This window comes from Kitasatospora sp. NPDC059160, assembly GCF_042755465.1.
Classification (GTDB): domain Bacteria; phylum Actinomycetota; class Actinomycetes; order Streptomycetales; family Streptomycetaceae; genus Kitasatospora.
In genome coordinates this window covers 1-26,791 of sequence record NZ_JBHZCN010000062.1, presented here as the reverse complement: position 1 = coordinate 26,791, position 26,791 = coordinate 1, and the positions used below count along the sequence as shown (strand labels likewise).

General features: G+C 72.1%; 20 protein-coding genes. 10 read left to right on the top strand and 10 right to left on the bottom strand.

From position 1 onward, the window contains the following. Positions 1-112 precede the first annotated feature (112 nt). On the bottom strand, positions 113-1,366 hold the full coding sequence (locus ACFXOZ_RS25235; RefSeq protein WP_380521158.1) for an amidohydrolase: 1,254 nt from the start codon (positions 1,364-1,366) through the stop codon (positions 113-115). Between the two features lie 335 nt (positions 1,367-1,701). Here ACFXOZ_RS25235 and ACFXOZ_RS25230 point away from each other — a divergent pair, with 335 nt between their 5' ends. From ACFXOZ_RS25230 to ACFXOZ_RS25200, 7 genes are all read left to right on the top strand, one after another. Further along, the gene (locus tag ACFXOZ_RS25230) at positions 1,702-2,457 is read left to right on the top strand and encodes an SDR family oxidoreductase (RefSeq protein ID WP_375882271.1); all 756 of its coding nucleotides are present in this window, start codon (positions 1,702-1,704) and stop codon (positions 2,455-2,457) included. A 78-nt stretch (positions 2,458-2,535) separates the two neighbouring features. Continuing rightward, positions 2,536-4,185, top strand: a complete 1,650-nt coding sequence (locus tag ACFXOZ_RS25225) for an alpha/beta hydrolase (RefSeq protein WP_380592786.1) — start codon at positions 2,536-2,538, stop codon at positions 4,183-4,185. Between the two features lie 119 nt (positions 4,186-4,304). Then, entirely contained in the window at positions 4,305-4,955 is a 651-nt protein-coding gene (locus ACFXOZ_RS25220; protein ID WP_375882266.1) for a 2-oxo-4-hydroxy-4-carboxy-5-ureidoimidazoline decarboxylase, read from the top strand. A gap of 299 nt (positions 4,956-5,254) precedes the next feature. Beyond that, positions 5,255-5,635, top strand: coding sequence for a succinate dehydrogenase, cytochrome b556 subunit (gene sdhC / locus ACFXOZ_RS25215; RefSeq protein ID WP_033332398.1), 381 nt, complete (start codon positions 5,255-5,257; stop codon positions 5,633-5,635). A gap of 8 nt (positions 5,636-5,643) precedes the next feature. Next, positions 5,644-6,135 carry a succinate dehydrogenase, hydrophobic membrane anchor protein gene (gene sdhD / locus ACFXOZ_RS25210; protein ID WP_375882263.1) on the top strand — a complete coding sequence of 164 codons (492 nt, stop codon included), beginning with the start codon at positions 5,644-5,646 and terminating at the stop codon, positions 6,133-6,135. Between the two features lie 51 nt (positions 6,136-6,186). Further along, on the top strand, positions 6,187-7,929 hold the full coding sequence (gene sdhA / locus ACFXOZ_RS25205; protein WP_380521163.1) for a succinate dehydrogenase flavoprotein subunit: 1,743 nt from the start codon (positions 6,187-6,189) through the stop codon (positions 7,927-7,929). Beyond that, the gene (locus ACFXOZ_RS25200) at positions 7,929-8,699 is read left to right on the top strand and encodes a succinate dehydrogenase iron-sulfur subunit (RefSeq protein WP_375882257.1); all 771 of its coding nucleotides are present in this window, start codon (positions 7,929-7,931) and stop codon (positions 8,697-8,699) included. Before sdhA ends, ACFXOZ_RS25200 begins: the two co-directional genes overlap by 1 nt. Positions 8,700-8,765: 66 nt before the next feature. Here the strand turns inward: ACFXOZ_RS25200 and ACFXOZ_RS25195 are convergent, their stop codons facing one another. The 3 genes from ACFXOZ_RS25195 to ACFXOZ_RS25185 all read right to left on the bottom strand — a co-directional run bounded on the left by ACFXOZ_RS25195 (position 8,766) and on the right by ACFXOZ_RS25185 (position 12,519). Beyond that, on the bottom strand, positions 8,766-10,385 hold the full coding sequence (locus tag ACFXOZ_RS25195) for a hypothetical protein (RefSeq protein ID WP_380592784.1): 1,620 nt from the start codon (positions 10,383-10,385) through the stop codon (positions 8,766-8,768). Between the two features lie 166 nt (positions 10,386-10,551). Further along, a complete protein-coding gene (locus ACFXOZ_RS25190) occupies positions 10,552-12,147 on the bottom strand; it encodes a hypothetical protein (protein ID WP_380592782.1) in 1,596 nt (531 codons plus the stop codon). 99 nt (positions 12,148-12,246) lie between these two features. After that, a complete protein-coding gene (locus ACFXOZ_RS25185; RefSeq protein ID WP_380592780.1) occupies positions 12,247-12,519 on the bottom strand; it encodes an SCO4848 family membrane protein in 273 nt (90 codons plus the stop codon). Positions 12,520-12,664: 145 nt separating this feature from the next. Here ACFXOZ_RS25185 and ACFXOZ_RS25180 point away from each other — a divergent pair, with 145 nt between their 5' ends. Beyond that, a complete protein-coding gene (locus ACFXOZ_RS25180) occupies positions 12,665-13,867 on the top strand; it encodes a D-alanyl-D-alanine carboxypeptidase family protein (protein ID WP_380592778.1) in 1,203 nt (400 codons plus the stop codon). A 28-nt stretch (positions 13,868-13,895) separates the two neighbouring features. On the opposite strand, the gene ACFXOZ_RS25175 is transcribed toward ACFXOZ_RS25180, so the two are convergent. After that, positions 13,896-14,843, bottom strand: a complete 948-nt coding sequence (locus ACFXOZ_RS25175; protein WP_380521168.1) for a YihY/virulence factor BrkB family protein — start codon at positions 14,841-14,843, stop codon at positions 13,896-13,898. A gap of 66 nt (positions 14,844-14,909) precedes the next feature. After that, positions 14,910-15,908, bottom strand: a complete 999-nt coding sequence (locus ACFXOZ_RS25170) for a glycosyltransferase family 2 protein (protein WP_380521170.1) — start codon at positions 15,906-15,908, stop codon at positions 14,910-14,912. 133 nt (positions 15,909-16,041) lie between these two features. On the opposite strand from ACFXOZ_RS25170, the gene ACFXOZ_RS25165 reads away from it, so the two are divergent. After that, positions 16,042-19,614 carry a CDP-glycerol glycerophosphotransferase family protein gene (locus tag ACFXOZ_RS25165; protein WP_380521172.1) on the top strand — a complete coding sequence of 1,191 codons (3,573 nt, stop codon included), beginning with the start codon at positions 16,042-16,044 and terminating at the stop codon, positions 19,612-19,614. A 278-nt stretch (positions 19,615-19,892) separates the two neighbouring features. Next, the gene (locus ACFXOZ_RS25160) at positions 19,893-22,403 is read left to right on the top strand and encodes a CDP-glycerol glycerophosphotransferase family protein (RefSeq protein ID WP_380592776.1); all 2,511 of its coding nucleotides are present in this window, start codon (positions 19,893-19,895) and stop codon (positions 22,401-22,403) included. 1 nt (position 22,404) lies between these two features. Here ACFXOZ_RS25160 and ACFXOZ_RS25155 read toward each other — a convergent pair whose 3' ends face one another. The 4 genes from ACFXOZ_RS25155 to ACFXOZ_RS25140 form a co-directional block, all read right to left on the bottom strand. Continuing rightward, entirely contained in the window at positions 22,405-22,941 is a 537-nt protein-coding gene (locus ACFXOZ_RS25155; RefSeq protein ID WP_375882236.1) for a 2'-5' RNA ligase family protein, read from the bottom strand. Between the two features lie 14 nt (positions 22,942-22,955). Continuing rightward, on the bottom strand, positions 22,956-23,996 hold the full coding sequence (gene trpS, locus ACFXOZ_RS25150) for a tryptophan--tRNA ligase (RefSeq protein WP_375882234.1): 1,041 nt from the start codon (positions 23,994-23,996) through the stop codon (positions 22,956-22,958). Positions 23,997-24,026: 30 nt separating this feature from the next. Continuing rightward, on the bottom strand, positions 24,027-25,352 hold the full coding sequence (locus tag ACFXOZ_RS25145; RefSeq protein ID WP_375882231.1) for a hemolysin family protein: 1,326 nt from the start codon (positions 25,350-25,352) through the stop codon (positions 24,027-24,029). 229 nt (positions 25,353-25,581) lie between these two features. Further along, positions 25,582-26,574, bottom strand: a complete 993-nt coding sequence (locus ACFXOZ_RS25140) for a malate dehydrogenase (RefSeq protein WP_375882229.1) — start codon at positions 26,572-26,574, stop codon at positions 25,582-25,584. Between the last annotated feature and the right edge of the window lie 217 nt (positions 26,575-26,791).

Sequence of the window (26,791 nt, the reverse complement as noted above, 5' to 3'; positions counted from 1 at the left end):
CGTGCGCGGACGGTGAATCCGAGACTTGGTCCGGCCCAGTCTACGGAACCGTTTCGAAACCCCGGATCTCGACAACGTGCTCACGCGTCGCCCGCAAACCCCCTTGAAACGGTCAGATCCGGTCATCCTCCAGGGCCAGCGCCGCGAACAGCTCCACACCCACGCCGATCGCCCGCTCGTCCACGTCGAACCGGCCCTGGTGCAGGTCACGGACGGTGGTGTCGCCGGGGGCCCGGACGCCCAGCCGGGCCAGCGCGCCCGGGGCGTGCTCCAGGTACCAGGAGAAGTCCTCGCCGCCCAGGCTCTGTTCGGTGCCCTCCACCACCTCGGCGCCGTCCCCGCCGAACCGGGCGGTCATCGTCTCCTCCAGCCGCGCGACCGAGACCGCCTCGTTGACCACCGGCGGCACCCCGCGGTGGTAGTCCAGGGTCCACTTGGCCCGGTAGGTCTCGGCGAGCTTGGCGATCAGCTCGTGCAGCAGGTCCGGCGCCTCGCGCCAGCCGTCCAGCTCCAGGCAGCGGACGGTGCCCTCCAGTTCGGCGTGCTGCGGGATGACGTTGGGCGCGGAACCGGAGGCGATCCGGCCCCAGACCAGGCTGACGCCCCAGCGCGGGTCCATCCGGCGGGCCAGGGCGGCCGGCAGGTCCGCGGCCATCCGGGCGATCGCGGTCACCAGATCGGTGGTCAGGTGCGGGCGGGCGGTGTGCCCGCCGGGGCCGTCCAGGTGCAGCACCAGGCGGTCGCAGGCCGAGGTGATCGCGCCGACCCGCAGGGCGATCCGGCCCACCTCCACCTTGGGGTCGCAGTGCACCGCGAAGATCCGGCCGACGCCGTCCATCCCGCCCGCCTTGATGACGTCCAGCGCCCCGCCGGGCATGACCTCCTCGGCCGGCTGGAACACCAGCCGGACCGGGCGGCGCAGCTCGCCCGAGCGCAGTGCCCCGGCCAGCACCAGCCCGGTGCCGAGCACCACCGAGGTGTGCACGTCGTGGCCGCAGGCGTGGGCCCGGCCGGGGACGGTCGAGCGGTACGGCACGTCGGTCTTGGCGTCGTCGATCGGCAGCGCGTCGATGTCGGCGCGGAAGGCCAGGAACTCGGTGCCCGGAGCGGTGCCGGCCGGGACGAGGTCGACCAGCAGCCCGGTGCCGCCGGGCAGCACCCGCGGCTCCAGGCCCGCCGCGACCAGCCGGTCGCGCAGCAGGTTGGTGGTGCGGAACTCCTGGCGGCCGAGCTCCGGGTGCCGGTGCAGATCACGGCGGAAGGCGATCAGCTCGGGCTCCAGCCTCCGCACCCGGGCGCGCAGTTCGGCGGCGGGGCGTGCGACGGCGGGAGTGACGCCCGGCTGAGCGGGCTCAGGACGGTTCATCTCCCCAAGAGTAGGCCCGTTGGGGGGATTTGGCCCGACTTCCGGAAAACTAGTCCCCGGATGGGCGCATACCGGCCTGACAGGTGGGTATGACATCTCGTTTCAGCCGCCTTCCCCGGGTTGCTTGCCCTGTGCAACGATCACCCTGGCCGGCGGTCACGGCCGCCACCGGCTTGACGGCCGGGCCCCCTGACGGCCGCTCAGCGGGCCCGTTCTGCGGCCGCTCCCCCCGTCGTACGCCCGGCGCCCGGCTGACGGGCCGGACCGGAGCGCTCGCTCCGCGCACCCGGTTGAGATGATCGGACGAACGACCGGATGAGCCCCAGGGAGTGGCAATGACCGAGCAGAAGGTGGCCGTGGTCACCGGTGCCAGCAGCGGAATCGGCGCGGCGACCGCCCGCCGGCTGGCCGCCGAGGGCTTCGAGGTGGTGCTGACCGCGCGCCGGACCGAGCGGATCGAGGCGCTGGCCAAGGAGATCGCCGAGCGGGGCGGTTCGGCCAGGGCGCTCACGCTGGACGTCACCGACCGGGCCGCCGTGGACGCCTTCGCGGCCGAGGTCGGCCGGGTGGACGTCCTGGTGAACAACGCGGGCGGCGCGATCGGCGCGGAGAGCGTCGAGCACGGCGACCCGGCCGACTGGCGGGCCATGTACGAGGTGAACGTGCTCGGGGTGCTGCACGTGACCCAGGCACTGCTGCCCGCCCTGCGCGCCACCGGCGACGGCACCGTACTGGTGCTCTCCTCGACCGCCGCGCTGACCGCGTACGAGGGCGGCGGCGGGTACGTCGCGGCCAAGCACGCCGCCCACACCATCGCGGCGACGCTGCGGCTGGAGCTGTGCGGGGAGCCGATCCGGGTGATCGAGATCGCGCCCGGGATGGTGAAGTCCGAGGGCTTCGCCGTCACCCGCTTCCGCGGTGACGAGGAGAAGGCCGCCGCCGTGTACGCGGGCGTGGCCGAGCCGCTGACCTCGGAGGACATCGCGGACACCGTGGCCTGGGCGGTCACCCGGCCCTCGCACGTGAACATCGACCTGCTGGTAGTCCGCCCGCGGGCGCAGGCCGCCAACCACAAGGTCCACCGCGGCTGACCGGCCCCTCCCCCGGCGGGCGGCCCGACGACACCCCCTGATCGAACACGTGTCGTACACGAGTGGTACACACGTGCGATGACGATCTTCCGGGCCGCCCGCCCACGGGTGCTGCTGACCGCCTTGGCGGCAGGCACCCTCCTGCTCACCGCCGCCTGCGACAACACCGTGACGACGGCCCAGGACAAGGCCTCCGGCACCACCGCGCCCGCCGCCGGCAGCCCGACGACGGCCTCGACGCCCACCCCCGGGCCCAAGGGCGAGGCCGACCCGGCGCTCAAGGCCTTCTACGGCCAGCAGATCACCTGGGCGGACTGCCCGGCCGACCCCAAGGCCGACAAGGCGAAGATCGACACCTCCGGCATGCAGTGCGGCAAGCTGCACGTCCCGCTCGACTACGCGAACCCCGCCACCGACGCGATCGACCTCGCCCTGATCAAGTACGCGGCGGCCGACCGGGGCAAGCGGGTCGGCTCACTGATGGTCAACCCCGGCGGCCCCGGCGCCTCCGGCGTCGAGATGGTCAAGTACGGCGCCAAGGACTTCGACGGCACCCTGCACGACCGCTTCGACGTGATCGGCTTCGACCCGCGCGGCACCGGCGACAGCGCGCCCGTGGTCTGCTACGACGACAAGCAGCTCGACGCCGCCAACCAGGAGGACGCGCCGGACGACCCCGCCGAGCGCAGGGCCGCCCACGTCAAGCAGTCCACCGACCACGCCGCCGCCTGCCAGGCCAGGTCCGGCAAGCTGCTGCCCTTCGTCGGCACCCGCAACACCGCCCGCGACCTGGACGTGCTGCGCGCCGCCGTCGGCGACCGGAAGCTCAACTACCTCGGCATCTCCTACGGCACCTACCTCGGCGCCCTGTACGCCGAGGAGTTCCCGCAGAACACCGGCCGGCTGGTCCTGGACGGCGCCGTCGACCCGGCCCAGGACACCCTGGACCACGGCGTCGACCAGCAGGTCGGCTTCGAGAAGTCCTTCGAACGCTTCGCCGCCGACTGCGTGGACAACCACCCCGACGAGTGCCCGCTCGGCACGGACCGGACCAAGGCCGCCAAGAAGGCCGCCGACTTCCTGGACGGCCTCCACGACCACCCGCTGACCACCAAGGACGGCCGCAAGCTCGGCCGCGACATGGCCTGGACCGGCGTCATCTCGCTGCTGTACGGCGACGAGAAGACCTCCTGGCAGTACCTGCGGGCCAGCCTCGGCTGGGCGATGAAGCGCGACAAGGGCGACTACCTGCTGGCCTTCGCCGACGACTACAACGGCCGCGACGAGAACGGCCACTACAGCCCGATGGACGAGGCCAACAGCGCGATCAGCTGCGCCGACGCGGCCCGCCCCGCGCCGACCCCCGAGCACGCCCGGCAGGCCGTCGAACGGCTGCGGGCCGAGGCGCCGCTGCTCTCCAAGGACGTCACGGTGGACGACTACACCGAGCCCGGCTGCGCCTACTGGCCGTTCAAGACCCAGGAGAAGCCGCACACCATCCGCGCCGAGGGCGCCGCCCCGATCCTGGTGGTCGGCACCACCGGGGACCCGGCCACCCCGTACTCCTCCGCCCAGAAGCTGGCCCAGGGCTTCGCCAGGGCCACCCTGCTCACCCGGGTGGGCGAGGGCCACGGCGCCTTCGGCAAGGGCAGCGCCTGCACCGACCTCGCCATGGCCGCCTACCTGGCCGACGGCACCATGCCGGCCGAGGGCACCCGCTGCGGCTGAGCCGCTAGCAGATCCGTACGGGGAGGGCGCTGACGAGAAGGTGTCAACGTCACAACTTGATAGCTCGTCCGGATGAATTCCGCGCGCGCCCTCCCCAACTGATGAGCGCTCAACTACCTTTGAGGAGCTGCCAGAACGGCGCCGCGCGCCCCCTCCGCAGCCCCATACTCCACCTGCTCCACCACCCCACACCAGCCGCTTCCCGCCCTCACGAGGAGGACCCGCTGGCCAGCGACATCCCGTCACAGCGGCCCGACGTCCGCAGCGAGCCGACCCTCCTCGGCCTGCACCGCTTCAACGAGGCGGACGCCGGCGCTGCCGAGGAGGCCCTGCTGGCCTGCTGCGGCAGCCACCGCTGGGCCCTGCGCCTCACCGCCCACCGCCCCTACCCCGACATAGAGTCCCTGCTGGCCGCCGCCAGCGAGGCCTCCTACGACCTGCGCCCGGCGGACCTCGCCGAGGCCCTGGCCGACGAGAGCTGGATGCCGCAGCCGCTGCTCGGCATGCGCGCCCCCGGCAGCCAGGCCGCGCACACCGCGCTGCGGGCCGCCCACGCCGCCTACGAGGCCCGGTTCGGCCACGTCTTCGTGGTCTGCCTGGACGGCGTCGACCCGGAGGAGATGCTCGACGCCGTGCTCTCCTCCATCCGCACCCGGCTGGCCAACGACCCGGACGAGGAGCGGCTGACCGCGGCGGACGAGCTCCGGCGGATCGCCCTCACCCGACTGGAGCACCTGGTCGCCACCCACTCCGAGGCCGGAGCGCGCTGAGCCCCCGCCCCCGTCGCGCCACGCCGGGGGCGGTGCGGCCGGAGCCGATTTCATCCCCCCGGGTGAATCCGATCGCCGCCCGTCACCATGAAGCCCCAGGCTTGTCACTCAGCGTGACCGAAGTGGCCCGGGTTCCCTCCGTACTAGGCCAGAAGTGCCTGATTGATCACACCTGGGTACCCCGGAGGCGGTTCCCGACGAGGCGTCGATAGGATGCTGGCGGCCGGTGGACCGTACCCGGCCGGGCTGACCGACACCGAAGCCGGCCGAGCCCCCAATCGCTTCCGGAGGGTTTTTCCGTGCCGGCTGGAACGCTGTACCGCGGCCGGGAAGGCATGTGGAGCTGGGTGGCTCATCGAGTCACCGGCGTCCTCATCTTCTTCTTCCTGTTCGCCCACGTCCTGGACACCGCCCTCGTGCGAGTGTCGCCGGAGTCCTACGACACCGTCATTCAGACGTACAAGACTCCGCTCGTGAACCTGATGGAGTACGGCCTGGTGGCCGCCATCCTGTTCCACGCGCTCAACGGCCTGCGCGTCGTCGCGGTGGACTTCTGGTCCAAGGGCCCGAAGTACCAGAAGCAGATGCTGTGGACCGTCGTCGGGGTCTGGGTCGTCCTGATGGCCGGCTCCTTCTACGGCATCCTGCAGCACACGCTGATCTCCTGGTTCGGGAAGTGAGCTGACTGATGTCCACGGACTACTCCGACGCGATCGTCGTCCCCTCCAAGCAGGCGCACACCGGCAAGGGCCTCGGCACGGGCAACCCCGCCGACGCCTTCGTCATCGAGCCGCCGCGCAAGCGGACCGGGAAGACCCCGCGCCGCACCCGCACCAACTTCGAGATGCTGGCCTGGCTCTTCATGCGCCTGTCCGGTGTCGTCCTGGTCGTGCTGATCCTCGGCCACCTGCTGATCATGCTGGTCCTGGACGGTGGCGTCTCCAAGATCGGGTTCGCCTTCGTCGCCGGTCGCTGGGCCTCGCCGTTCTGGCAGGGCTGGGACCTCCTGATGCTCTGGCTCGCCATGCTGCACGGCGCCAACGGCATGCGTCAGGTCATCAACGACTACGCCGAGAAGGACTCGACCCGGCTCTGGCTCAAGGGGCTCATGGGTACCGCCACGGTCTTCACCGTGCTGCTGGGCACCCTGGTGATCTTCACCTTCGACCCCAACATCTGAGCCGCGAGCACCATCGACCATCGGCAGAGGCCAGAGGCGAGTTAACCCCCCATGCAGATTCACCAGTACGACACCGTCATCGTCGGCGCCGGCGGCGCCGGCATGCGCGCGGCCATCGAGTCGACGCAGCGCAGCCGCACCGCCGTCCTGACCAAGCTCTACCCGACCCGGTCCCACACCGGCGCGGCCCAGGGCGGCATGTGCGCCGCCCTGGCCAACGTCGAGGAGGACAACTGGGAGTGGCACACCTTCGACACGGTCAAGGGCGGTGACTACCTGGTCGACCAGGACGCCGCCGAGATCATGTGCAAGGAGGCCATCGACGCCGTCCTCGACCTGGAGAAGATGGGCCTGCCCTTCTCCCGCACCGAGCAGGGCCGGATCGACCAGCGCCGCTTCGGCGGTCACTCCCGCAACCACGGCGAGGCCCCGGTCCGCCGCTCGTGCTACGCGGCCGACCGCACCGGCCACATGATCCTCCAGACGCTGTTCCAGAACTGCGTCAAGCACGGCGTCGAGTTCTTCAACGAGTTCTACGTCCTCGACCTGCTGATCAACGAGGGCAAGACGGCCGGCGTCGTCGCCTACGAGCTGGCCACCGGCGAGATCCACGTCTTCCAGGCCAAGTCGGTCGTGTTCGCCTCCGGCGGCACCGGCAAGTTCTTCAAGGTCTCCTCCAACGCCCACACCCTCACCGGTGACGGCCAGGCCGTGGCCTACCGCCGCGGCCTGCCGCTGGAGGACATGGAGTTCTTCCAGTTCCACCCGACGGGCATCTGGCGCATGGGCATCCTGCTCACCGAGGGCGCCCGCGGCGAGGGCGGCATCCTGCGCAACAAGGACGGCGAGCGCTTCATGGAGCGCTACGCCCCCGTCATGAAGGACCTCGCGTCCCGTGACGTCTGCTCCCGCGCGATCTACACCGAGATCCGCGAAGGCCGCGGCTGCGGTCCGGACGGCGACCACGTCTACCTGGACCTGACCCACCTGCCGCCGGAGCAGCTGGACGCCAAGCTCCCGGACATCACCGAGTTCGCGCGCACCTACCTCGGCATCGAGCCCTACACGGACCCGATCCCGATCCAGCCCACCGCGCACTACGCCATGGGCGGCATCCCGACCAACGTCGAGGGTGAGGTCCTGCGCAACAACACCGACGTCGTCCCGGGCCTGTACGCGGCCGGCGAGGTCGCCTGCGTGTCCGTGCACGGCGCCAACCGCCTCGGCACCAACTCGCTGCTGGACATCAACGTGTTCGGCCGTCGCGCGGGCATCGCCGCCGCCGACTACGCCAACGCGAACGAGTTCGTCCCGCTCCCGGAGGACCCGGAGGCGCTGGTCCAGGGCATGGTCGACAGGCTCCGCGAGTCGACCGGCACCGAGTCCGTGGCGCAGATCCGCAAGGAGCTGCAGGAGACCATGGACGCCAACGCGATGGTCTACCGCACCGGCGCCACCCTCAAGCAGGCCGTCGAGGACATCGCCGCCCTGCGGGAGCGCTACAAGCACGTCTCCATCCAGGACAAGGGCTTCCGGTACAACACGGACCTCCTGGAGGCCATCGAGCTGGGCAACCTGCTCGACCTGGCCGAGGTGCTGGCCGTCTCCGCGCTGGCCCGTGAGGAGTCCCGCGGCGGTCACTACCGCGAGGACTTCCCGACCCGTGACGACGTGAAGTTCATGCAGCACACCATGGCGTACCAGGAGGTCGCCGCCGACGGCAGCACCTCCATCCGCCTCGACTACAAGCCGGTCGTCACGACCCGCTACCAGCCGATGGAGCGTAAGTACTGATGAGCACTCCGACTGTGGAGCACTCGGCCGCTCTGGACGCGGTCGAGGCCGGTGGCGTACAGCTGATCACCGTCACCTTCCGGATCCGCCGGTTCAACCCGGAGGAGCACCCGGACCCGGTGTGGGTCGACTACCAGCTGACCCTGGACCCGAAGGAGCGCGTCCTGGACGCGCTCAACAAGATCAAGTGGGAGCAGGACGGCACCCTCACCTACCGCCGTTCCTGCGCGCACGGCATCTGCGGCTCCGACGCCATGCGGATCAACGGCCGCAACCGGCTGGCGTGCAAGACCCTGATCAAGGACGTCGACCCGGAGAAGCCGATCACGATCGAGGCCATCAAGGGCCTGACGGTCCTCAAGGACCTGGTCGTGGACATGGACCCGTTCTTCCAGGCGTACAAGGACGTCATGCCGTTCCTCATCACCAAGGGGAACGACCCGACCCGCGAGCGCCTGCAGTCCGCCGAGGACCGCGAGCGCTTCGACGACACCACCAAGTGCATCCTGTGCGCCGCGTGCACGTCGTCCTGCCCGGTGTTCTGGAACGACGGCCAGTACTTCGGCCCGGCCGCCATCGTCAACGCGCACCGCTTCATCTTCGACTCGCGCGACGAGGGTGCCGAGCAGCGCCTGGAGATCCTCAACGACCGTGAGGGCGTGTGGCGTTGCCGCACCACCTTCAACTGCTCCGAGGCCTGCCCGCGCGGCATCGAGGTCACCAAGGCGATCCAGGAAGTGAAGCGGGCGCTGGTCACCCGCCGCTTCTGATCCCCGCCCGACACCCACGGAGGCCCCCGTCCGATCCTTCCGATCGGACGGGGGCCTCCGTGTTCCTCACTTCAGCGCACCGGCACCGGAGGGGTCGCTCCAGCCGCTGTAGTACACCAGGTGCCGGTCGGCCGTGACGGCCCACAGGTCCGGCTTGCCGTCACCGTCCACGTCGCCCGAGCTGCCGAGCGTCGGGTACTTGTCGACGGTGAAGCCGCTCGCGACGACGCCCGCCTTCGGGTCGGCGAGGGCGGAGAAGTCGAAGGTGCCGTCGGCCTTCTTCACGATCGGGTAGGCGTGCAGCTCCCCGGTGGCCCGGTCACGCGCCCAGAGGGCGAGGTTGCCGGCCGCGTCCGGGCCCGGGGCGACCAGGTCGTAGCCCGCCCAGGCGCCGTCGGTGGTGAGCTGGCGGGCGGTCCGCAGCCGGTAGGAGAAGCCGGGGTTGGCGAACAGCCAGAGGTTGCCGTCCTCCACGGTCATCAGGGAGGAGACCATCCGGCTGTCCAGGGAGCCGATCAGGGCGATCTGGTCGGCCTTGTGCCAGTCGGTGGCGAAGCCGGCCGGGCAGGCGGCGGCCGTTCCGGCGGGGTTCTGGCAGGCGGACGGCCGGGAGATCGCCGACGGGTACCCGGTGAACGAGGCGTAGTCCTGGTTGCTGTAGAAGTACAGCGCCGGCGAGCCGCTCGGGTGCATCAGCAGGTCGTCCATCGGCGCGTGCATGTTGGCGTCCCAACCGCGGTGCGCCACCTGGACGTTGGACCAGGAGGTCTGGTTCGGGGACTGGACGGCCCGGATCACCGCGGACGGCGTGGTGTCACCCGAGCCGCTGCTGATGATCTGCAGGTTGCCCGCTGCGTCCGGCAGCAGGACGTCCGGGACGCCGTCCCCGTCGACGTCGCCGGGCGCCTTGGGCGGGTTGGGGTTCGACGGGGCGTAGAAGGTGTAGCCCGCCCCGCCGACGTTGCCCGCGTCGTCGATCACCTGGACGTTGAGGGTGTTGGTGCCCCAGTTCAGGACCCGCAGGCTGACGGTCGCCGTGCCGTCGTCCTCCGGGACGACGGCGTCGGGCGAGTCGCAGCCACCGACGCCGAGGTTGCCCCAGCCGTAGCGGATGCAGGCGATCCCGGAGGACTCGCCGCCGGCCGGCACCGGGTCGGTGGTCCTGACCACGAAGGTGCCGACCTGGCCCGCGAACTTGGGGGCGGTGCCGCTCGCCGGGAAGTCGGTCGAGGAGACCGTGGCGGTCGGGCTGGTGGTGTCCACCGTGAAGTGGCAGTCCGCCGACGGGGCGGAGACCTGGGCGCCCTGGAGGGCCCAGGCGTGCCAGGCGTAGCTGTGGCCGTCCAGCAGACCGGGGACGGTGAGGCCCGCCTGCGGGGCCCCGTTGGCCTGGGCCTCGCCGGTGAACACCGGGTCCTCGGCGCCGGTGGTCACGTCCCAGACCCCGAACCGGGCGCCGGTGCCGGCGACCTTGACGTTGAGCGCCGGCCCGTTGACGCTCCGGCCGATCCAGGCCGGATCGCCCGCCGGGCCGCAGGCCCCGAGGTGCTGGGCGTCGACGCCCTGGCTGGTCCCCAGGACGGCCGGCCCGGCATCGGCCACCGCCACCGTCGGCGTGGCCAGCAGCCCGGCGGCCACGGTCGCCGCGGCGACCCCGCCGAATCTGCGCAGGTGCACGTGCTTCATCGAAATTCCCCCCACCCATCGTGCTCGGCGCGTCCGGTACGCGCGTACGAGCGGAGAGGATCTTGCCAGCGGAGAACCACCGGCGGCAACGGGGATTCCGACCGGTGGCCCGCGCACGGCACGGAGGCCCCGCCCGAGTTGATCGGGCAGGGCCTCCGTCGGCGGATCAGTTCAGCGGGCCGAGGTCGTTGGCGTCGGTCCAGCCGCTGTACATCACCAGGTGCCGGTCGGCCGTGACGGCCCACAGGTCCGGCTTGCCGTCACCGTCGGCGGCGCCCGAGCTGCCGAGGGTCGGGTACTTGTCGACGGTGAAGCCGGTGGCGACGACGTCCGCCTTCGGGTCGGCGAGGGCGGAGAAGTCGAAGGTGCCGTCGGCCTTCTTCGGGACCGGGTAGGCGTGCAGCTCGCCGGTGGCCCGGTCACGCGCCCAGAGGGCGAGGTTGCCGGCCGCGTCCGGGCCCGGGGCGACCAGGTCGTAGCCGCTCCAGGCACCGGAGGTGGTGAGCTTGGTGATCTTGTCGAAACCGGAGGTGGCCCCGGCGAGCAGCCAGAGGTTCCCGCTCTCCAGCGTCAGGAGTGACGGCGAGGTGCCGCCGGCCACCGGGCCGAAGGCGACGATCTGGTCGGTCTTGGACCAGTCGGCGGCGAAGCCGGCCGGGCAGGGCTGCGGCTCGAACGGGTCGCCGCACACGCGGTCGCCCGAACGGTCGAAACCCTTGGTCATGCCTCCGTAGTCCCAGTTCCGGTAGACGGTCAGGGAGGCGTCGCCCGGCTTGTGGATGAACAGGTCGTCCGAGGACGGCGCGTGGTAGTCCCACCCCCGGTGGGCGATCTGGTAGGGCGCCCAACTCTGCCCGGAGGGAGCGAGGTTGGCCGCGATGACGGCGTTCGGCGTCGTGTCGGTCGCGTTGACGCCGATGTACTGCAGGTTGCCCTGGGCGTCGGGGAGCAGGATGTCCGCGACACCGTCCCCGTCCACGTCGCCGAGGGTCTTCGGCGCGCTGGGGTTCGACGGGGCGTAGAAGGTGTAGGTCGTCCGGCCGACGTTGCCCGCGTTGTCGATCACGTTGACGACGAGGTTGTTGCTGCCCCACTGCAGGACCTTGAGGTCGATCTTCGCCGTACCGTCGGCATCCGGCTCGACGGCCTCCGGCGAGTTGCAGTCGGTCCCGGCGTACATCCAGGCGTACCGGAAGCACGCGATTCCGGAGGCCTCACCGCCCGCGGGGACCGCATCGGCGCCCTTGAGGACGAAAGTCCCCTTCTGCCCCGCGTACTTCGTGGCGGTGCCGCTCGCCGGGAAGTCGGTCGAGGAGACCGTGACGGTCGGGGCGGTGGCGTCCACGGTGAAGTGGCAGTCCGCCGAGGGGGCGGAGGCCTGGGCGCCTTGGAGGGCCCAGGCGTGCCAGGCGTAGCTGTGCCCGTCCGCCAGGCCGGGCACGCTGAGGCCTGCCTGCGGGGTTCCGTAGGTCTGGGCCTCACCGGTGAACACCGGGTCCTCCGCACCCGTGGTCACGTCCCAGACGCTGAACCGGGCACCGGTACCGGTGACCTTGGCGACGAGGTCGGTGCCGGTCCCGCTCCGGCCGATCCAGGCCGGATCCATGGTCGGACCGCAGGCCGCGGTGTTCCGGTCCGCGCCCTGGGCGGTACCGACGACGGCCGGCGCGGAGTCGGCCGAGGCCGCCGGCCCGGTGAGCAGGCCGGCGGCGAGAGCCGCCACGACGACCCCGCCGAGTCTGCGGGCACGCGAAAATGTCATGAAGGTTCCCCACCCCTTGTGTTCGGCGCGTCCGGTGCGCGCGCGAGAACGGTGGGGATCCTGCCAGGAGGAATCGGCGGCGGCAACGGGGATTCGGGGTCAGTCCGTGGCCGTGGCCGGGGTGCGGCGGGTGGCGCGGAGGCCGCGGAGGCCGCGGAGGCCGATGGTGCCGACGGCGATGCCGAGGAGGAAGGAGGTGACGGCGAGGAGCAGGTGGATCCAGAAGAAGGCGGTGGGCTGGGAGTGGTCGCCGTTCACGAAGGCCTGGTTGCCGGAGTCCTTCCACAGGTTCTTGACGAAGGTGGTCCAGATGATCATCGACCAGACGCCGAAGGCGGTCAGGAACCAGGAGGTGCGGCGGCTGAGCTTCATGGGGTGGTCCTCGGCGGGGGTGCGGTGGCGGCGGGGTGCCTCCCCAGTATGCGCGGGCCGCCGATCGGCGTAGGGCGGGCCCCTCCTGCGGAGGACCGGTCCGGTGTGGCGGACGGCGGCGCTCCGCAGTGGGTACGGTCAGCTGGTGTCCACACCCCGTCACACCTTCGCGCAGTTGTGCGCCGCGGTCACCGCGGCCCTCCCGGTCCTGCTCGCCGCGCCCGTGGCGGTCGCGGCTCCGCAGGCGCCGCCCCCGCCGTCCGCGATCGGCGGTGAGCGGCTGGGGCTGCCCGGGGTCCAGGTCAATCCGCTGACGGGGGCGCCGGCCCTGCCGACGGACCTCACCGGCCAGTCCTGGATAGTCTCCGACGCCACGTCGGGGGACGTGCTGGCGGCCTACAACCCGCATCTCAGGCTGCCCCCCGCGAGCACCTTGAAGATCCTCTTCGCGGACACCGTGCTGCCCAAGTTCGACCGCAACGCGGTGCACCGGGTCGCCGACGAGGAGATCCAGAACATCGGCGCCGGCAGCAGCCTGGTCGGCATCAAGGAGAACCTGGACTACCGGGTCGAGGACCTGTGGCGCGGGGTGTTCCTGAGTTCGGGCAACGACGCCGTGCACGTCCTGGCCCACATGAACGGCGGCATCCAGCCGACCGTCAACGAGATGCAGGCCCGGGCCGAGGCCCTCCAGGCGCGGGACACCAAGGTGATCTCCCCGGACGGCTACGACATGGACGGCCAGCTGTCCTCGGCCTACGACCTGTCGCTGTTCGCCCGCTCCGGCCTGCGCAACCCGGACTTCCGCGGGTACTGCGCGACCCGGGACGCGATGTTCCCGGGCGCCGTCGACAAGAACACCGGCCAGCGCGGCAGCTTCGGGATCGCCAACACCGACCGGCTGCTGGGCAAGTACCCCGGGCTGATCGGGGTGAAGAACGGCACCACCACCAACGCCGGTTCGACCTTCGTCGGCGCCGCCGAGCGGAACGGGCGGACCCTGCTGGTGACGGTGATGCACCCGGCCAGCTACCAGAAGGTGTACGACGAGACGGCCGAGCTGCTGGACTGGGGCTTCGCCGCGGCGGGCAAGGTGCAGCCGGTCGGCCGGCTGGTCGACGAGCAGCAGGCCGGCGGCGAGGAGCCGACCGGTCAGGCGGGTGGCGCCGCCGGTGCCCCCGCGCCGCCGCCGCACCCCTCCCCCACCGCGGGCCGGGCCGCCGCCGGACCGGCCGGGGACGACGGGCCGGGCCCGGGCACCTGGACGGCCGTGCTGGTCGGGGCCGTGGTCGCGGCGGGCGCCGTGGTGGCCCTCCGGCGCCGGGCGTCGGGCCGCGCCGGGGACTGAGCCGCGGTCCGACGCCCCGGTCCCGGCCTCAGGTCCGGGGCCGGGGCGTCGCCGTGGGCGTGGTGTCCTTCGCCTCGGCCTCGTCGGCCGCGGCCAGCAGCGCCCGGCCGTGCTCCCTGGTCCGCTCCCGGGCCGCCGCCGGGTCGGCGGTGGCCGTCCAGGCCACGCAGTACATCAGCAGCCGGCTCACGAAGTTGATCCACAGCAGCAGCGCCACCGGGGTGGCGAAGGCCCCGTACAGGCTCCGCCCGGCGACCGAGCCGAGGTAGGAGGAGAGCAGCAGTTTCAGCAGCTCGAAGCCGACCGCGCCGATCAGGGCGCCGGTCAGCAGGTCGCGGCGGCGCTGGTCGGTGATCCCGGGGAAGGGCGCCAGCAGGTAGGCGAAGAGCAGCATGTCGCACGCTATGGCGATCAGCACGCCGACCCCGGTCAGCAGGTAGCCGCTGCCCAGGCCGATCGCGTCGGCGATCCGCCCGGCGAGCGTGGTGCCGGCGGCGGAGGCGGCCACCGAGAACAGCGACACCAGGCCGAGGCCGGCCAGCACCAGGACGTCCCAGGCCTTGCGCAGCACCGGGTTGCCGTCCTCCTCGGGCAGCTGCCAGAGGTCCCTGATCGAGGTGCGCATGGTGTCCACCCAGCCGAGGCCGGAGACCAGCAGCAGGGCGCCGCTGACCAGCCCGAGGGTGCCCGCGTTCGCCACCAGGGACGGCAGGTTGAGCGAGTCCGACAGGCCGGGCAGCTGGTCGGAGATGTGGTGCTGGAGGTCGTCCACCTGACTGCCGTTCAGCGTGGCGACGGCGATCGCCAGGCCGACCGTGAGCAGCGGGAACAGGGCCAGGAAGCCGAAGAAGGTGACGGCTCCGGCCAGCCGGTTGCCGCGGGCGGCGGAGAAGTACTCGTACACCCGGTAGGGGCGGCTGCGCAGTACCCGGGCCACGAGCGGGCCCAGGACCGGAAGGCGGGTCAGGAAGTCCACCCGACCGGTTATACCTGCCCGTCCCCCGAACGGCCGTCAGGCGCGGGCCGGATCCGGGGGACGGGCTTACCGGTTGACGAGCCGTCGGGCCTTCGCCAGGGCGCGGACGGCCTGGTAGGCGGCGTACCGCCCGTGGCCGAGCAGTTCGGTGCGCACGCCGTCCACGCCGGGCGGCGGGCGGTAGCCGGCCGGGCGCAGCCGGGCGCAGTGCGCGGCGGAGCGGCGGAAGTACTCGCGGCGGTCGCCGGGCGGGATCCGGCCGGGCTTGGCGACCACGGTGTTGAGGTGGTTGAGCATCTTGCCGAAGACCACCGGGCGCCACCGGTCCAGGTCGGGGCGGCGGTCCAGGAAGGCGAAGACCAGGTCGTACTGGGCGAAGACGTCGAAGTGCTTGCGGCTGGCGGTGGCCAGGATGTTGCCGCCCTCCTGGCGCTGGCGGTAGTGCACGCCGACCCGGTCGAGCAGGGTGATGCTGGCGGCGGCGAGCAGCGCCGGGTACGTCCAGGGGGTGTCCTCGTAGTAGCCGGCCGGGAACTCCAGCCGCTGCTCGGTGACGAACCCGCGGCGGTAGGCCTTGTTCCAGACGACCTGGAGCAGGTCGAGCAGGTCGGGGCGGGCGGCGAGGTCGAAGACGTCCGGGGAGTCGGCGCCGAAGACGTGGCCGGCGGCGGCGCGGGTGGTCCGGCCGTCGGCGTAGGTGCGGGCGTAGTCGTAGACCAGGACGTCCGGGTCGCCGGTGGCGGCGAGGCGGTCCTCGACGGCGGCCAGCAGGCCGGGGGTGAGGGTGTCGTCGCTGTCGAGGAAGAGCACGTAGTCGCCGGTGGCGACCTCCAGCCCGGCGTTGCGGGCCCGGCCCAGGCCGACGTTCTCCGGCAGGTGCAGCACCCGGACCCGGGGGTCGGCGGCCGCGGCCTCGTCCAGCATCGCGCCGCAGCCGTCCGGCGAGCGGTCGTCCACCGCGATCAGTTCGAAGTCCGGTCCGCCCTGGCCGAGGACCGATTCGAGGCACTCGGCGAGGTAGTCCTGGACCTGGTACACGGGGACGATGACGCTGAAGCGGGGCACGGGGGCCAGCGTAGTGGGCCCGAGGGGGTCCGGGCCCCGGAGGTAGGATCGGGGGGCACGTACGCACCGATCCAAGTGCGGCCAGACCCCCTGCGGGCTGCCACGCTCCTCCCGAGAAAGGCCTGCGTAGCCGATGGCTCCCCGCCTCTCCATCGTCGTTCCGATCTACAACGTCGAGCGTTATCTCGTCGAATGCCTCGACTCGATCGCCGCCCAGACCTTCACGGACTTCGAGTGCGTCATGGTCGACGACGGTTCGAAGGACGGCAGTGCGGCGCTCGCCGATGCGTACGCAGCGAAGGACTCGCGGTTCCGGCTGGTCCGGCAGGTCAACAAGGGCCTCGGCGCGGCCCGCAACACCGGCATCCGGCACATCGACCCGGACTCCGAGTTCCTGTGCTTCGTGGACAGCGACGACTCGATGCCGCCGAGCGCGTACGAGCTGATGATCAACACGCTGGACGAGACCGGCTCGGACTTCTGCACCGGCAACGTGCTGCGGTTCCGCGCGGTGGGCTACTACCAGTCCGGCGGGCACTCCAAGCCGTTCAAGGAGACCCGGCTCAAGACCCACATCACCGAGCTCCCGGCGCTGGTCACCGACCGCACCGCGTGGAACAAGGTGTACCGCCGCTCCTTCTTCGACGCCGCCGACCTGCTCTACCCCGAGGGCATCCTGTACGAGGACGCGCCGGTCAGCGTGCCGCACCACTACCTCGCCAAGAGCGTGGACGTGCTCTCCGAGCCGATCTACCACTGGCGCGAGCGCGAGGTCGGCGAGATGTCGATCACCCAGATGCGCACCAACCCGAAGGGCCTGGTCGACCGGGTCGCCTCGGTCGAGCTGGTCCGCGCCTGGTTGAAGAAGCAGACCGAGCCGCGCTTCGCCGAGTACCTGCGCTCCTACGACGAGAACACCCTCGTCGAGGAGATCCCGATGTTCTTCTGGTCCGTCGTGGACGGCGACAAGGAGTACCGGGACGCCTACGTCCAGAGCGTCAGCCGACTGCTCCGCTCGATCGGCCAGGAGCAGGTCCGCAAGCTGCGCGCGCCGCTGCGGCTCAAGTACCACCTGACCCTGCAGAACCGGGTCGACGAACTGGTCGAGCAGATCAAGTACGAGGGCGAGAGCGGCGGCGGCGTGCAGGCCCGCGGCCTGCTGCGGCCGTACGCGGACTACCCGTTCCTGCGCGGCGGGCGCAAGAGCGTCCCGTCCGGGGTGCTCAAGCTGGACAACTCGCTGGTCATGCGCAGCCGGCTGTACGGCAGCGCCTGGGTCGGCGGGAAGCTGGAGCTGACCGGGCACGCCTACCCGGAGCAGCTGGGCGCGGCGAACAAGCACGACATGGTGCGCACCCTGGTGCTGCGCGAGGCCAAGGGCCGCCGGGCGATCGCGGTGCCGATGAAGACCCAGTACAGCCCCGAGGCCACCGCGAGCTGCAACCACGACCTGTACAACTGCGACTGGTCCGGCTTCTCCGTCGCCGTCGACCCGAAGAAGCTCAAGCACCGCGGCCAGTGGAAGGACGGCCACTGGCGCGTCCTGGTGGCCGGCGCGGGCAAGGGCGGGATCTACAAGGGCCGGATCTCGGCCGGCTGGAGCGACAGCGCCGCGTCGATCCCGCAGCACTGGGTCGAGCCGGACGTGCGGATCGTGCCGTGGGTCCGGGACGGCTTCGTCTACCTCCAGGTGGAGACCGTCAAGGCCCGGGTGACCGGCCTGGCCGCGCACGGCGGCCGGATCGAGGTCTCCGGTGCCGCCCGTTCCGGGGCGAGCTTCGCCGGGGCCCGACTGCGGCTCACCCACCTCGAGTCGGACCGCGAGCTGACCTTCCCGGTGGAGCTGGGCACCCCGGCCGGCACCCTGCAGCCGTTCACCTCCTCGGTCGAGGTCGCCGAGCTGACCGCCGTCCGCGAGGCCTGGGCCGAGCTGGACCCGGTGGCCGCCGAGCGCGTCCGCGACCGCTGGAAGACCGCGCTGCTGCTGGCCGACGACAGCGTCCTCCCGCTGGTCTGGGACGACCGCAACGCGCCCGAGCAGCTGCACGTCCCGCTGGACCCGCAGGCGCCGGTCGAGCTGCGCCGGGCGATCTACACCAAGCCCTCCCCTAGCGGCCACCTCCAGCTCTCCGACCAGCTGCTGCAGCCGATCGTGGACGAGGTGTCGGCGCGCGGCGCCGACGGCTTCCTGCTGAGCGGCTCCTTCCCGCAGCCCGGCGCGCACCGCTGGGAGCTGGTGGTCCGCCACCACTGGCGCGAGGAGGAGCACGTCTACCCGGTGGAGATCTCGGACGGCCGGTTCCGCACCGCGCTGCCCGCCGTCCCGACCGCCACCTTCGCCGGCCGGGTGCCGCTCGCCCAGGGCACCTGGAACGTCTTCTTCCGTCCGGTCGGCGTGCCGGCCTCGGCCCTGCCGGACAGCCACGTGCAGATCTCGCCGGACTGCTTCGGCGCCCTGCCGGTGGAGGTGGAGTCCCGCGGCAAGCGGATCGCGCTGGAGCGCCGCTACCACGACGGCCTGTCGCTGGAGTCGTACTCGGCGCTGCTGCCCGAGGAGCGGTCCGGCTTCCGCCAGCGCCGGCTGCGCACCACCGACTACCCGGCCGCCCGCCGCCTGCCGGTGCGCGACACGGTGCTCTACAACGCCGGGCACGGCAGCGCCTACGCCGACTCCCCGCGGGCGATCCACGAGGAGCTGGTCCGCCGCGGCCTGCCGCTGGAGCACCTGTGGGGCAGCGACGACATGCAGACCGAGCTGCCGCGCACCGCGCAGCCGATCCGGCTGTGGAGCCCGGAGTGGTTCGAGGCGCTGGCGACCGCCAAGTACATCGTCACCAGCACCCACCTGCCCGACTTCTTCGTCCGCCGCCCCGGCCAGGTGGTCCTGCAGACCCGGATGGGCAGCCCGCTCAAGCAGGTCGGCCTCGACTTCGAGAAGGTCTGGTTCACCGACTCGAACTACCTCAAGGGCCTGAGCCGCGAGGTGCCGAACTGGAGCCTGCTGGTGGCCGGCAACAGCTGGTCCGCCCCGGTGCTGCGGCGCGCCTTCGACTACCAGGGCGAGATCCTGGAGAGCGGGGCGCCCCGGAACGACCTGCTGTTCGCGGCCGACCGGGAGAAGACCGCCGAGCAGGTCCGCGAGCGGCTCGGCCTGCCCGAGGGCAAGAAGGTCGTGCTGTACGCGCCGACCTGGCGCGAGGACCGGCGCCGGCCGAACGGCGGCTACCAGATCGACCTGCGGATCGACCTGGAGGCGGCCAAGGCCGCGCTGGGCGACGACCAGGTGCTGCTGGTGCGCCGGCACAACATGATGTGCGGCCAGATCCCGGGCGCCGGCAACGGCTACATCTGGGACGTCGGCAGCTACCCCGACATGGCGGAGCTGCTGCTGATCGCCGACGTGCTGGTCACCGACTACTCGTCGAGCGTCTTCGACTTCGCCACCACCGGGAAGCCGGTGCTGTTCTTCACCCACGACCTGGAGCACTACCGCGACAACCTGCGCGGTTTCAGCCTGAACTTCGAGGCCGAGGCCCCGGGCCCGCTGCTGGCCACCTCCGAGGCGCTGGTCGACGCGCTCGGACGGGTGGACGCGGTGGCGGCCGAGTACGCGGACAAGGCGGCCGCGTTCCGTGAGGCGTACTGCGACCTGGACGACGGCAAGGCCTCCGTCCGGGTGGTCGACGCGATGCTCCGCAAGGAGTAGTCACCGGTCATGACAGCGGGGCGCCCGGCGTGATCGACGCCGGGCGCCCCGCTGCTGTCTGGGAATTCCCTGAGAACTACCTGTCCTTTACGTCCAGTTTGCACTCGAACTCACGTTTAGTCGAAGAATTTCAAAGGAAATTCTACGAACCGTACAGTTGACCCGGGGTGGCTTCCCGGGGTGGGATGACAAATCGGCCCCGGTCCGGCCGACACCGGCACGGCGGCCTCCCGGCCACCGCCATGACCGGGATCCCGTCCCGAAGGGCCCTTCGCACCATGTCTCCGCTCACCCGGTTCGTTCTGCCGCACGCCGCCCCCCCGGTGGCCGACGGTCGGCCTGCCGTCGACGAGGACGTGACGTTCGGGCTGCTGCGCGCCCGCTGGCACGGCCGCGGACTGGAGCTCACCGGCTTCGCCCGCCCGCTGGACCTGGACACCGGCCGCCCCGGCTCCGCCTGGACCTGGCTGACCCTGCGCCACGAGGACGCGGCCGAACCACCGCTCCACCTGCGCTCCAGGCCCCGCAGGCTGCCCGAGGTCACCGACGACAGCGCCCAGCCGGAGCACAACCACGACTGGTCCGGCTTCACCGTCCTGCTGGAACCCTCCCGACTGCGCCGGGACGACCGCTGGCTGCTCGGCGACTGGCAGATCGGGACCACCCTCTTCACCCGCCCCCGCCCCACCCGGCTGCGCCGCCAGTACGGCACCCTCGCCCCCCACTGGTGCGGCTCCGGCGAGTACCCGCCGGCCCGCTGGGTGGACCGTGACGTCCGCCTCCAGCCGTACTTCGAGGACGACCGGCTGCAGCTGCGGCTGGAACGCCCCGGCGCCCGGCTCGACCGCGCCGAGCCGGCCGCCGACGGCATCCGGCTGGGCGGCGTCGCCGACCACTGCCCGACCGGCACCGTGCTGCGGCTGCGGCACCGGCAGAGCGACGCGGTGATCGAGCAGCCGCTCACCCGCGCCGGCAACACCTTCGCCGTCGAACTGCCGTACCGGCCGCTCACCGCCGACGGCCGCGGCCGCGAGGACCTGGAACACTGGGACGTCGAGCTGCTGCGCCCCGACGGCGGCACCGAACAGCTCTGCCTGGACGAGCGCGGCGGCCCGGTGGCCGGCCAGTACCCGCTGCCGCACACCCCGGACCGGGTGCTCTACCTCAAGCACCTCGCCGACGGCCGACTCCAGGTCTGCGTCCAGCCCGCCGCCGGGATGGTCGACCGGATCGCGGTCCACTTCGGCGGCTTCGAACTGTCCGGCCACTGCCCGGACCCGGCCGCCGGGCGACTGGAGCTGGTCCTGCGGCACGGCGGCACCGCGGGCGAGGTCCGCACCCCCGTCGAGCCCGAGCCGGACGGCCGCTTCCGGGTCCGGGTGCCCGCCACCCGTACCGGCTCCGACGGCGCCGTGCTGCCGCTGCGCAAGGGCGTCTGGGAGGCCGCCCTGGAGCCGGCCGACCGCTCCGGGCCGGCCCGGCCGCTGCTCGCCGCCCCGACCGTGCTGCCCGCCCTGCCCGCCACCGCGACCACCGGCGGCAAGGACGTCCTGCTGCAGCGCCGCTGGCACGACACCCTGCTGGTGGACTCCACCCCGGTGCTCGACGCCACCGAGCGCAGCGCCTGGGCCCAGGCCCGGCTGCGCACCGAGCAGTACCCGGCGGCCCGCCGCGAGCCGCTGCGCGAGGCGGTGCTGTACGACGTGTTCGGCGGCCGCGGCTACGCCGACTCCCCGCGCGCGGTGCACGCCGAACTCGTGCGCCGCGGCGAGCCGTTGGAGCACCTGTGGGTGGTCGACGACGGCCAGGCCGAACTGCCGCCCGGGGTCGTCCCGATCCGGATCTGGAGCCCCCAGTGGTACCGGGCCCTGGCCACCTGCCGGTACCTGGTCGGCAACACCCACTTCCCGGACTTCCTGGAGCGCCGCGAGGGCCAGGTCGTGGTGCAGACCTGGCACGGCTCGCTGCTCAAGCGGATCGCCCACGACGTCGACAACCCCTGGCTCGCCGACCACGGCTACCTGGAGGCGCTCGACCGGGAGACCCCGCAGTGGAGCCTGCTGCTCTCCCCCAGCCCCTTCGCCACCCCGATCCTGCAGCGCGCCTTCCGCTACGACGGCGAGGTGCTGGAGTCCGGCTACCCGCGCGGCGACGTGCTGGCCCGGTCCGAGCCCCGGGCCGCCGCGGCCGTCCGCCGCCGGCTCGGCATCCCCGAGGGCAAGCGGGTCGTGCTGTACGCGCCGACCTGGCGCGAGGACCAGCAGCGCGGCGACGGCGACGGCTTCCGGCTCGACCTGCGGCTCGACCTCGACCACGCCCGCCGGCTGCTCGGCGAGGACCACGTGCTGCTGGTCCGCCCGCACTCGCACGTGCGCGACCCGCTGCCCGGCGCCGGCGACGGCTTCCTGTTCGACTGCGGGGACTTCCCCGACCCGCAGGACCTGCTGCTGATCGCGGACGTACTGGTGACCGACTACTCGTCGATCATGTTCGACTTCGCGATCACCGGCCGCCCGGTCTACTTCTTCACCTACGACCTGGAGCACTACCGCGACACCCTGCGCGGCTTCTACTTCGACTTCGAGGCGGACGCGCCCGGCCCGCTGGTGCCGGACTCCGCGGAACTGCTCGGCGCGCTGCGCGAACTCGCCGACAGCGGCGAGCGGTCGGCGCCCGGCTACGCGGAGCGCTACCGGCGCTTCCGGGCCGCGCACTGCGCCCTGGACGACGGCGGCGCGGCCCGCCGGGTGGTCGACCGGATGATCGAACTCGGCCGCACCGCGGGGTAGTTCAGGAGAACCGGTAGGCCCGCCAGGGCCGCCAGACCTCGTCCGCGTCGAACCGGGAGAGCGAGAAGCCCGGCACCGGGAAGGACGCCCGGAACCCGCGCGCCTGCTCGTACGCGCGATCCAGCGCGTCCTCCGACAGGCCGTGGGCCACCGTCACGTGCGGGTGGTACGGGAAGGCCAGCTCGCGGGCCAGCGGGCCGGACCGCACGCCCGCCTCCAGCAGCCGGCACTCGTGCGCGCCCTCCTCGACCCGGACGAACACCACCGGGGAGACCGGCCGGAAGGTGCCGGCGCCGCGCAGCAGCATCCGGAACGGCCGGTGCGCCGCGGCCACCGCCGACAGGTGGTCCTCGATCTTCGGCAGCAGCTCGGCCGGCACCTCGGTGGGCGGCAGCAGCGTGACGTGCGTCGGTATCGAGCGGGCCTGCGGGTCCCCGAGCCCGGCCCGGGCGTCCTGGATCCGCGCGCCGTGCGGGTCCGGCACGCTCACGGACACGCCGATGGTGACGACCTCCGGGAGGTCGCCACCATCGGGCATGCGCGAGAGCGGAGTCACCGCTTGGCGGCCGGGAGGAAGCCGATCCGGTCGTACACGGTCGCCAGCGTCTCGGAGGCCACCGCGCGGGCCTTCTCGGCGCCGATCGCCAGCACCCGGTCCAGCTCGGCCGGGTCGTCCAGGAAGGTACTGGTGCGCTCCTGGAAGGGGGTGACCCACTCGGTGAACAGCTCGGCCAGCTCGGTCTTGAGGGCGCCGTACATCTTGCCCTCGAAGTGCGCGACCAGCTGCTCGACCGACTGCCCGCTGAGCGCGGAGTGGATCCGCAGCAGGTTGGAGACGCCCGGCTTCTGCTCCTCGTCGTAGGAGACCACGGTGCCGGTGTCGGTGACGGCGCTCTTGAACTTCTTGGCGCTGACCTTCGCCTCGTCCAGCAGGCTGACCAGGCCCTTGGCCGAGGAGGCCGACTTGCTCATCTTGATGCCCGGGTCCTGGAGGTCCATGATCTTCGCCGTCTCCTTGAGGATGTACGGCTTCGGGATCGTGAACGTGGGGGCGTAGCGCGAGTTGAACCGCTCCGCGATGTCGCGGGTGATCTCCACGTGCTGGCGCTGGTCCTCGCCGACCGGGACGGCGTCCGCCTGGTAGAGCAGGATGTCCGCGATCTGCAGGATCGGGTAGGTGAACAGGCCGACGGTGGTGCTGTCGGCGCCGTACCGGGAGGACTTGTCCTTGAACTGGGTCATCCGGGAGGCCTCGCCGAAGCCGGTGAGGCAGTTCATCACCCAGCCGAGCTGCGCGTGCTCGGGCACGTGCGACTGGACGAAGAGGGTGCAGTGCTCCGGCTCCAGACCGGCGCCGAGCAGCTGGGCGGCGGACACCCGGGTGTTCTGGCGCAAGGTCACCGGGTCCTGCGGCACGGTGATCGCGTGCAGGTCGACGACCATGTAGAAGGCGTCGTTCTCCTTCTGCAGGTCGACCCACTGGCGCACGGCGCCCAGGTAGTTGCCGAGGTGGAACGAGCCGGAGGTGGGCTGGATCCCGGAGAGCACCCGGGGGCGATCCTTGACCGGACCGGTGACCGCTGCGTTGACCATGCGGGCCATTCTTCCAGTTCCCCCGGTCGCTCAGGAAACCTCCGGCCCCGCAGGCTCCTCCGGTGTGACCGCACTCACCCTCACCCGGGCGATCCGCCGGCCCTCCACCTTGGCCACCGTCAGCAGCACCGCGCCGCCGCCCTCGACCGGGATCCGGGCCTGGTCACCGTCCCGGGGCAGCCGGCCGAGCGAGGCCACCAGGCAGCCGGCCACCGTCTCGTACGGGCCCTCGGGCAGGGTGACGCCGGTCTCCTCGGTGAAGTCGCCGAGGTTGAGCAGGCCGTCCAGCTCCGTGCCGCCGCCGGCCAGTCGGCGGGTCGGCGCGGACTCCGGCCGGTCGTACTCGTCCCGGATCTCGCCGATCACCTCCTCGACCAGGTCCTCCAGGGTGACGATGCCGGCGGTGCCGCCGTACTCGTCCACCACGATCGCCAGGTGGTGGCCCTCCCGGCGCATCTCGCCCATCGCCTCCAGCACCCGCTTGGTGCCGGGCAGCAGCTTGACCGGGCGGGCCAGGTCGCGGACCTTGACGGCCTGCTCGCCGCGGGCGCCGTAGAGGTCCCGGACGTGCACGAAGCCGACCACCGCGTCGGCGCTGCCCTCGACCACCGGGTAGCGCGAGTGCGGCGAGGTCTCGGACTGGTGCCGTACGGCGGCCAGCGGGCGCTCCGCGTCCAGGAAGGTCACCTCGGTGCGCGGGACCATCACCTCGCGCAGCTGGCGCTCCCCCGCGGCGAACACGTCCGCGATCAACGCCCGCTCGTCGCTTCCCAGTTCGGTGTTGGAGGCGACCAGGCCGCGCAGTTCCTCGGAGCTCATCGAGCCGCGCCCGGCCGCCGGATCGCCGCCGAACAGCCGGACCATCAGGTTGGTGGAGTGGCCGAGCAGCCAGATCACCGGGCGCAGCGCCACCGACATCACGTCCACCACGGGGGCGGCGATCACCGCGATGGACTCGGCGCGCTGCAGACCGATCCGCTTGGGGGTGAGCTCGCCGAGCACCAGCGAGACGTAACTGATCAGCAGGGTCAGGCCGACCAGGGCGAGGGCGTCCGCCACCCCCTGGGACAGCCCCGCCCGGACGAAGAGCGGGGCGACCTTGCCGGCCAGGGTGTCCGCGCCGAACGCGGCGGACAGGAAGCCCATGCAGGTCACGCCGACCTGGACGGCCGCCAGGAAGCGGTTGGGGTCGGCGGCCAGGTGCGCGGCCCGGGCCGAGCGCCGGGTGCCGTGCGCCTCCAGCGTCCGGATCTGGCCCTCGCGCAGCGAGATCAGCGAGATCTCCGCGACGTTGAACAGGCCGCCCAGCAGGATGAAGACGAGGACGAGCGCGGCGTCCCCGAGGGTTTCGTTCACAGCGGGCCAGTGTAGGCGGCCGAGGTGTCCCGGCCCGGGCCTCCACCCCGGGGGCGAGCGGGCGAACACCCGCCCCGCACCGGGTCGGAGCGCCCCGGAGGCGAGCGGGCGAACACCCGCCCCGAGCCGAAGGGGCGCGCCGGTGCCGAAAGGGAGAGCGGGCGAACAGCAGACGGCCCGCCGCCCCCGGCGGGGGTGGCGGGCCGTCGCAAGGGCCGTGCGGCGGGGCTCAGATGAGGCCCAGCTCCTGGACCGCGTCGCGCTCCTCGGTCAGCTCCTTGACCGAGGCGTCGATGCGGGCGCGGGAGAAGTCGGAGATCTCCAGGCCCTGGACGATCTCGAACTTGCCGTCCTTGGTGGTGACCGGGAAGGAGGAGATCAGGCCGGCCGGGACGCCGTAGGAGCCGTCGGAGACGACGCCCATGGAGGTCCAGTCGCCCTCGGCGGTGCCGTTGACCCAGGTGTGCACGTGGTCGATGGCGGCGTTGGCGGCCGAGGCGGCCGAGGAGGCGCCGCGGGCCTCGATGATGGCCGCGCCGCGCTTGGCGACGGTCGGGATGAAGTCGTTCTCCAGCCAGGCCTGGTCGCTGCCGACGGCCTCGAAGGCCGGCTTGCCGGCGATCTCGGCCTGGAAGATGTCCGGGTACTGGGTCGCGGAGTGGTTGCCCCAGATGGTGACGCGCTTGATGTCGGAGACCAGGGCGCCGGTCTTGCCGGACAGCTGGCCGACCGCGCGGTTGTGGTCCAGGCGGGTCATCGCGGTGAAGCGCTCGGCCGGGACATCCGGGGCGTTGCGCTGGGCGATCAGGGCGTTGGTGTTGGCCGGGTTGCCGACGACCAGGACCTTGATGTCGTCCGCGGCGTGGGCGTTGATGGCCTTGCCCTGCGGGCCGAAGATGCCGCCGTTGGCCGACAGCAGGTCGCCGCGCTCCATGCCGGCGGTGCGCGGGCGGGCGCCGACCAGCAGGGCGACGTTGGCGCCGTCGAAGGCCACGTTCGGCTGGTCGGTGATGGTGATGTCGCGCAGCAGCGGGAACGCGCAGTCGACGAGCTCCATGGCGGTGCCCTCGGCGGCCTTGAGGCCCTGCGGGATCTCCAGGAGGCGCAGGTTCACCGGCACGTCGGCACCGAGCAGGTGGCCCGAGGCGATGCGGAAGAGCAGCGCGTAGCCGATCTGGCCGGCCGCTCCGGTGATGGTGACGTTGACGGGGGTGCGGGTCATTTCTACCTTCTCCAGCAAATCGCCAGGTGCCCCAGGCACACCGGCGCACTGGAGCCGAGGATGATCTCTCGACATCGAGAGACCGGCGTCAGGTTATCGCAAAGGGAAGCGTACGCCGCGTGTGCGGGCGTGGCTGATGCGTCACAGCGGGCTCCGCCCGGGAGGGCCCGGAACGCGCCGCGGCCCCGTCCGGGAGTCCCGGACGGGGGCGCGGCGG

Excerpts from the sequence above, each read along its gene's own strand:
- ACFXOZ_RS25235 (WP_380521158.1), bottom strand. The coding sequence starts at position 1,366 with ATGAACCGTCCTGAGCCCGCTCAGCCGGGCGTCACTCCCGCCGTCGCA.
- ACFXOZ_RS25230 (WP_375882271.1), top strand. The coding sequence starts at position 1,702 with ATGACCGAGCAGAAGGTGGCCGTGGTCACCGGTGCCAGCAGCGGAATC.
- ACFXOZ_RS25225 (WP_380592786.1), top strand. The coding sequence starts at position 2,536 with ATGACGATCTTCCGGGCCGCCCGCCCACGGGTGCTGCTGACCGCCTTG.
- sdhD (WP_375882263.1), top strand. The coding sequence starts at position 5,644 with ATGTCCACGGACTACTCCGACGCGATCGTCGTCCCCTCCAAGCAGGCG.
- sdhA (WP_380521163.1), top strand. The coding sequence starts at position 6,187 with ATGCAGATTCACCAGTACGACACCGTCATCGTCGGCGCCGGCGGCGCC.
- ACFXOZ_RS25200 (WP_375882257.1), top strand. The coding sequence starts at position 7,929 with ATGAGCACTCCGACTGTGGAGCACTCGGCCGCTCTGGACGCGGTCGAG.
- ACFXOZ_RS25195 (WP_380592784.1), bottom strand. The coding sequence starts at position 10,385 with ATGAAGCACGTGCACCTGCGCAGATTCGGCGGGGTCGCCGCGGCGACC.
- ACFXOZ_RS25190 (WP_380592782.1), bottom strand. The coding sequence starts at position 12,147 with ATGACATTTTCGCGTGCCCGCAGACTCGGCGGGGTCGTCGTGGCGGCT.
- ACFXOZ_RS25185 (WP_380592780.1), bottom strand. The coding sequence starts at position 12,519 with ATGAAGCTCAGCCGCCGCACCTCCTGGTTCCTGACCGCCTTCGGCGTC.
- ACFXOZ_RS25165 (WP_380521172.1), top strand. The coding sequence starts at position 16,042 with ATGGCTCCCCGCCTCTCCATCGTCGTTCCGATCTACAACGTCGAGCGT.
- ACFXOZ_RS25160 (WP_380592776.1), top strand. The coding sequence starts at position 19,893 with ATGTCTCCGCTCACCCGGTTCGTTCTGCCGCACGCCGCCCCCCCGGTG.
- ACFXOZ_RS25155 (WP_375882236.1), bottom strand. The coding sequence starts at position 22,941 with ATGCCCGATGGTGGCGACCTCCCGGAGGTCGTCACCATCGGCGTGTCC.
- trpS (WP_375882234.1), bottom strand. The coding sequence starts at position 23,996 with ATGGTCAACGCAGCGGTCACCGGTCCGGTCAAGGATCGCCCCCGGGTG.
- ACFXOZ_RS25140 (WP_375882229.1), bottom strand. The coding sequence starts at position 26,574 with ATGACCCGCACCCCCGTCAACGTCACCATCACCGGAGCGGCCGGCCAG.